Origin of the sequence: Hoeflea sp. 108, from assembly GCF_000372965.1 — a bacterium.
Lineage (GTDB): Bacteria > Pseudomonadota > Alphaproteobacteria > Rhizobiales > Rhizobiaceae > Aminobacter.
In genome coordinates, this window is sequence record NZ_KB890024.1 from 4,035,961 (window position 1) to 4,042,500 (window position 6,540).

2 protein-coding genes, 1 tRNA gene and 2 rRNA genes (1 of these 5 only partly in view) are annotated in these 6,540 nt (G+C 56.4%); 1 reads left to right on the forward strand and 4 read right to left on the reverse strand.

The annotated features are described in order from the left end of the window. Positions 1 to 12: 12 nt before the first annotated feature. Positions 13 to 1,602: an ABC transporter substrate-binding protein gene (locus B015_RS0119955; protein WP_081623508.1), complete on the reverse strand. Its 1,590-nt coding sequence runs from the start codon at positions 1,600 to 1,602 to the stop codon at positions 13 to 15. Between the two features lie 289 nt (positions 1,603 to 1,891). Between B015_RS0119955 and B015_RS0119960 the strand changes: the two genes are divergently transcribed. Beyond that, positions 1,892 to 2,749, forward strand: a complete 858-nt coding sequence (locus B015_RS0119960; RefSeq protein WP_018429512.1) for a MurR/RpiR family transcriptional regulator — start codon at positions 1,892 to 1,894, stop codon at positions 2,747 to 2,749. A gap of 595 nt (positions 2,750 to 3,344) precedes the next feature. Here the strand turns inward: B015_RS0119960 and B015_RS0119965 are convergent. The 3 genes from B015_RS0119965 to B015_RS0119975 form a co-directional block, all read right to left on the reverse strand. Further along, positions 3,345 to 3,421: transfer RNA gene (locus B015_RS0119965), tRNA-Met, on the reverse strand. Between the two features lie 201 nt (positions 3,422 to 3,622). Next, positions 3,623 to 3,737: ribosomal RNA gene (gene rrf / locus B015_RS0119970) — 5S ribosomal RNA — on the reverse strand. 124 nt (positions 3,738 to 3,861) lie between these two features. After that, positions 3,862 to 6,540: ribosomal RNA gene (locus B015_RS0119975) — 23S ribosomal RNA — on the reverse strand; it runs 133 nt beyond the window's last position.

Genomic DNA, 6,540 nt, shown 5'->3' on the forward strand with positions numbered 1-6,540 from the left:
ATGCCTGGCTGCCTAGTCCACTACCTTGATGTCGACGACTGTCGCCTGCACCAATTGTGTGCCGCGCAGCTTTTCCGGCACGTCGAGCAGCGTCTTGTTGAAGGCGTAGTTCTGTACCGGCTCATGGATCGGCGCGAACAGGAAGTTGGCGATCAGGTTCTCCTGGTACTTCCTGAAATTCACGACGCGCTCTTCGGGCGTCTTCGACTGCGTCATCGCGATGTCGCGCAGCGACTGTGACTTCTCGTCCTGCCAAGCGGTGGAATTCGGATAGGGAATGTTGGTCGTGCTGAAGAACCAGTCGAGAATGTCGGCGTTGTTCCAGTCATAGTGGCGCACGGCGAGCTGGTGCTCGCCTTTCTTGAGCTGGTCGACAACGGATGTGTTGTCGAAGATGACGATCTCGACATCCATGCCGATCGCCTTGAGCTGTGCCTGGACGACTTCGGCGGTGCGCTTGAACGAGGTCTCCGACTGTGCCGTCAACTTGATCTTCAGCGGCTTGCCGTCCTTGGTCCTGACACCGTCGCTGCCGCGCTGCCATCCAGCCTTGTCGAGAATCTCGTTGGCCTTGCCCAGGTCATGGTGGATTTCCAGCGCCGGGTCGATCTTCGATTCCGCCAGCGAACTGATCAGGAACTGGTGCGATTCCAGACCGACACCATTAAAGACGCTCTTGTGGATGGCGGCCTGGTCGACGGCCAGCGCGGTTGCCTGGCGCACGGCAAGGTCGTCGAACGGCTCCTTGCGGGTGTTGAAGCCGAGATAGGTCACGCCCATACCGGGCAGGCTGCGGAAGCTGATGTTGTCGTCCGCTTCCAGTTGCGGCAGGAACTGGCTGGGCACGCCCAGCAGCATGCCGACGCCGCCGGTCTTGAGCTCGAGGAAGGCGGTCGACGCGTCGGGAATTTCGCGCATCGTCAACCGCTTGATGTGGGGCGCGCCCTTGTTCTCCGAGAGGTCGCTGCCCCAAGTGTACTCCTCATTGGCGACCAGCACAGCTTCCTGGCCGACGGCAAAGCTCTCGAGTTTGTAGGGACCGGTACCGACGGCCTCCGTCACGCCATAGCTGTCACCCGCCGCATCGTAGGCCTTCGGCGAAGGTATCCCCATGAAAGCGGATGCCAGATTGAAGATCAGGTTCGGATCCGCCCGCTTCATCACAAACTTGAACGTCTGGTCGTCGACCGCATCGACACGATCGATGGCGTCGACCAGGTACTCGTTGGGCGTACCTTTGAACTTGGGTATCCACCACGCTATGGTTGCCGAGTTGAACGGTTCACCATCATGGAAGCGAACACCTTGCCGAAGCTTGAAGATCCAGCTCATGCCATCAGCGCTGGTTTCCCAGGATTCTGCGAGGTGGGGATGATAGGACTGGTCGACATCCTGTTCGATAAGCCGGTCATAGATCAGCGTCGCCACGGTGCTCAGCAAGGTAGCCCGGATCGGATCCTGGGACGCCGCGCCGACCTCGGCACTGGCAAGCACGAACACCGCCTCGCTCTCCGAAGCCCTCGCTGAATGCCGTGCATCCAGGCCCAGCCCAGCTGCCAGCGTAACAGCCGATACCGATGCAAGAAACTCACGTCGATTCATGTCCACCCTCCCTTTGGTAAATTGACAAAGCTCCGCCTTGCCGCTTGGAGGCAGCATTTTGGATGTAACGGCCAAGAAATCACGAGCCCGCAATGACAGATGAGCTGTCACTCCAGGGCATACTTCCTCCCGATTGCTGCAACGATCCGACTGGTGTCGGAAAAATCGCAGCGATCCTCTTCCTCGTTCCTCTACGAGACAGAGGCAAGCTATTTTGAAAAAAAACAAACGTCAATCACATCTGTGATAGAATTCTTACAAGACACCCCCATTAGCCACGGAGATCAGCATGACAGAATCGGTCCGCCGGCGGCTTGCCGACAGCCTCGCCAACGCCACCAACGCCGAGAAGGCGCTGGCCAGTTACATGCTGGCCAATCTGAGCGGGCTGCCGTTCGAGACGTCAGCCACGCTGGCCAGCAAGGTCGGTGTCAGCGAGCCGACGGTCGGGCGTTTCTGCCGGGCACTGGGCTATGCTCGTTTCAAGGACCTCAAGACGGACCTCAGGGACAATATCGGCACCCAGCCCTGGCTCGCCGGCGACAGGCTGAAGGAATTCCGCGACAGCAGCCGCGAAGGTGATGCGCTGGCACGCAGCCTGGAACTGGAGATCGCCGGTCTGCTGAGGATCTACGAGATCGCGCGCACCAAGGAATGGCACCGCGCGGTCAAGCGCCTAGCAACTGTGCCTCAGGTGTTTGTCGCCGGCTTCCAGACAGAACGCGGCATCGCTCAGTATTTCGCCAACCAGCTGCAATATCTGCGGCCCGGCATCCAACTCGCCGACATCGCAGGCGGCAACTTCAGTGAGATTCTGCTGAGCCCGCCGAAATCCACCTGCCTTGTGATATTCGAGGCGCGCCGCTATTCGCGTCTGAACCTGATCCTGGCGCAGGAAGCCAAGAAGGCGAAGATCCCGATCACGCTTGTCACCGACGCCTTCTGCGACTGGGGCCGTGACCTCGTCGACGAAATGTTCGTCGTGCCGACCGAGTTCGGCATGTTCTGGGAATCGACTGCCCAGATGGCCAGCCTCGGCAACCTGCTGATCAACGGCGTGTTCAATGAACTCGGTGTCACGATCGAAGACCGGATGAACAGGGTTTCAGAACTCCACGGCAAGATCACCGGCTACGTCGGCGACTGAACAGACGCAACGGAGCCCCCTAACCACGCTGCCCGATCTTGGTAGCGGCGTTGATACGATCGAGGCCCCCGCGATAGTCGCGAAGCGGTGAGGATGCGTCCACCGGAGCAGATCGCGCGGAGCTCGATCCGGCAGGGCAGTCGACGCGCCTGAATAGCGGCTGAGGCTCTGGAACATGATGCCAGCCAGCCAATCGTAACGGGCTCCATATTGGGTGCGGTTTCAGCAACAGTGCGCCCAATTGGCCGCCAGAGCGCCAGCGAGCTGATCTCTGGCAGACACGTGAACCTGACGATCCACGCTCATCACAAGCCCAGCCAGGTAAGCAACGCCAGACAACCAGTCGCCTCTGTCAGGGGCTGGTCTTAGGGGCCGCAGTCCCCTACCCCCTTAGCGTCGGCCGCCGCAGCTGCTCCAAGCCGTGGGCGACCATATGTTTTTCTTGGTGTTGTGGTTTTTTTGTTGTGCGGTGTTTTGCTGTCGTGTCTGGCTGGTGTGTGATGTGATCTTGGCGTTGATTTTGTCGTGGCGTTGATGGTGTGGTCTTCAACGTCAAACGCCCGCGTGGTTTTCACCAAGCGGGCGTTTTATGATTTGGTTGCGGGGGTTGGATTTGAACCAACGACCTTCAGGTTATGAGCCTGACGAGCTACCGGGCTGCTCCACCCCGCGCCATCGGACTTTTGCCGGAGGCAAAATGTCCTTGTTTGGGCGTTATCGGACTTCTGCCTTGGGCAAAATGTCCTTGTTTCTGTGCTTTGCCAACAGAAAGGGCCGCTTACGCGGCCCGTTGGTCCCGTTGGCGGGCCATTTTGTAAAGAGAAGATTGATTGACCGACATCGCGTTGCGATGTTTTTACATGCCCTTGGCAGACCTGGCAGCGACTTACTCTCCCGCGTCTTGAGACGAAGTACCATCAGCGCTGGAGCGTTTCACGGCCGAGTTCGGAATGGGATCGGGTGCAGCCGCTCCGCCATAACCACCAGGTCGGCAAAAGGCATGTATTCGAGAAGCTTTTGGAGCGAATAGGGTTTTTGAGTAGTCTCTACTCTCTATTCGCTGGTCTTTGTCGTGCCGTTGATCGCGTTGGCGATGAACATAAGTAATGAGAACGATCAAGCCTATCGAACTATTAGTACCGGTAAGCTTCATGCGTTGCCGCACTTCCACACCCGGCCTATCAACGTGGTCGTCTTCCACGGTTCTCAGGGAATACTCGTTTTAAGGTGGGTTTCCCGCTTAGATGCCTTCAGCGGTTATCCCGTCCGGATATAGCTACCCTGCTATGCGGCTGGCGCCACAACAGGTCCACCAGAGATCCGTCCATCCCGGTCCTCTCGTACTAGGGACAGATCCTTTCAATATTCCTACACCCACGGCAGATAGGGACCGAACTGTCTCACGACGTTCTGAACCCAACTCACGTACCGCTTTAAATGGCGAACAGCCATACCCTTGGGACCTGCTCCAGCCCCAGGATGCGATGAGTCGACATCGAGGTGCCAAACAACCCCGTCGATATGGACTCTTGGGGGTCATCAGCCTGTTATCCCCGGCGTACCTTTTATCCGTTGAGCGATGGCCCTTCCACACGGGACCACCGGATCACTATGACCGACTTTCGTCTCTGCTCGACTTGTCAGTCTCGCAGTCAGGCAGGCTTATGCCATTGCACTCAGCGAACGATTTCCGACCGTTCTGAGCCCACCATCGCGCGCCTCCGTTACTCTTTAGGAGGCGACCGCCCCAGTCAAACTACCCACCATACATTGTCCCGGACCCGGATAACGGGCCGCGGTTAGACATCCATAGAGATAAGGGTGGTATTTCAAGGGTGGCTCCACCAAGGCTGGCGCCCTGGCTTCAAAGCCTACCACCTATCCTACACATGCCACTACGAATGCCAATGTAAAGCTATAGTAAAGGTGCACGGGGTCTTTCCGTCTAACCGCAGGAACCCCGCATCTTCACGGGGAATTCAATTTCACTGAGTCTATGCTGGAGACAGCGGGGAAGTCGTTACGCCATTCGTGCAGGTCGGAACTTACCCGACAAGGAATTTCGCTACCTTAGGACCGTTATAGTTACGGCCGCCGTTTACTGGGGCTTCGATTCAAAGCTTGCACCTCTCCTCTTAACCTTCCAGCACCGGGCAGGCGTCAGACCCTATACGTCGTCTTGCGACTTCGCAGAGCCCTGTGTTTTTGATAAACAGTCGCTACCCCCTGGTCTGTGCCACCCTCTTACGGTTGCCCGCAAAAGGGTCACGCTTCTTCCGAAGTTACGCGTGCAATTTGCCGAGTTCCTTCAGCATAGTTCTCTCAAGCGCCTTGGTATACTCTACCAGTCCACCAGTGTCGGTTTCGGGTACGGTCTATAAGTGGGAGCTATTTCCTGGAACCGCTCCGCTGCCGGGATCAATCCAATAAGACCCGACAACTTGTGCGATCCGTCACTACCCACAGGCCCACGAATATTAACGTGGTTCCCATCGTCTACGCATTTCTGCCTCGACTTAGGGGCCGGCTAACCCTGCTCAGATTAGCTTTAAGCAGGAACCCTTGGACTTTCGGCGGGGGTGTCTCTCACACCCCTTACGTTACTCATGTCAGCATTCGCACTTCTGATACCTCCACCGCCCCTCACAGGTACGGCTTCACTGGCTTACAGAACGCTCCGCTACCGCTTGCAGCAAGCTGCAAACCCTAAGCTTCGGTGTATGGCTTTAGCCCCGGTACATTTTCGGCGCAAAGACCCTTATTTAGACCAGTGAGCTGTTACGCTTTCTTTAAATGATGGCTGCTTCTAAGCCAACATCCTGGTTGTTTTGGGATCCTCACATCCTTTCCCACTTAGCCATAACTTGGGGACCTTAGCTGTAGGTCAGGGTTGTTTCCCTTTTCACGACGGACGTTAGCACCCGCCGTGTGTCTGCCGACTAGTACTCCTGGGTATTCGGAGTTTGGTTAGGTTTGGTAATCCGGTGAGGACCCCTAGCCCATCCAGTGCTCTACCCCCCAGGGTATTCGGTCGACGCTCTACCTAAATAGATTTCGCGGAGAACCAGCTATTTCCGAGTTTGATTGGCCTTTCACCCCTAGCCACAAGTCATCCCGAACTATTGCAACAGTTATGGGTTCGGACCTCCAGTAAGTGTTACCTTACCTTCATCCTGCTCATGGCTAGATCACTCGGTTTCGGGTCTAATGCGTCGAACTGAACGCCCTGTTCAGACTCGCTTTCGCTGCGCCTACACCTACCGGCTTAAGCTTGCTCGACACACTAAGTCGCTGACCCATTATACAAAAGGTACGATGTCACCATTTCAGGCTCCATCTGTTTGTAGGCAACCGGTTTCAGGTACTCTTTCACTCCCCTTGTCGGGGTGCTTTTCACCTTTCCCTCACGGTACTAGTTCGCTATCGGTCATGCACGAGTACTTAGGCTTGGAGAGTGGTCTCCCCATGTTCAGACAGGATTTCACGTGTCCCGCCTTACTCAAGGACTTACATTCGCATTACGCATACGGGGCTATCACCCACTATGGCCGACCTTTCCAGATCGTTTTGCTTGTCTCATGTAAGCCACTGGCCTGGTCCGCGTTCGCTCGCCACTACTTGCGGAGTCTCGGTTGATGTCCTTTCCTACGGGTACTTAGATGTTTCAGTTCCCCGCGTTCGCCACTTTACCCCTATTTTATTCAGGGTAAGTTACCTATTAGCGATACTTGTAAACCACAACAGCCGCCAAACATAAGCTTGCCGACTGCTCTGATTTTACAAGTACCTTA

What these genes read in the sequence shown, in the direction of transcription:
- B015_RS0119960 (WP_018429512.1), top strand. Translation starts at nt 1,892, where the DNA reads ATGACAGAATCGGTCCGCCGGCGGCTTGCCGACAGCCTCGCCAACGCC.
- B015_RS0119955 (WP_081623508.1), bottom strand. Translation starts at nt 1,602, where the DNA reads ATGAATCGACGTGAGTTTCTTGCATCGGTATCGGCTGTTACGCTGGCA.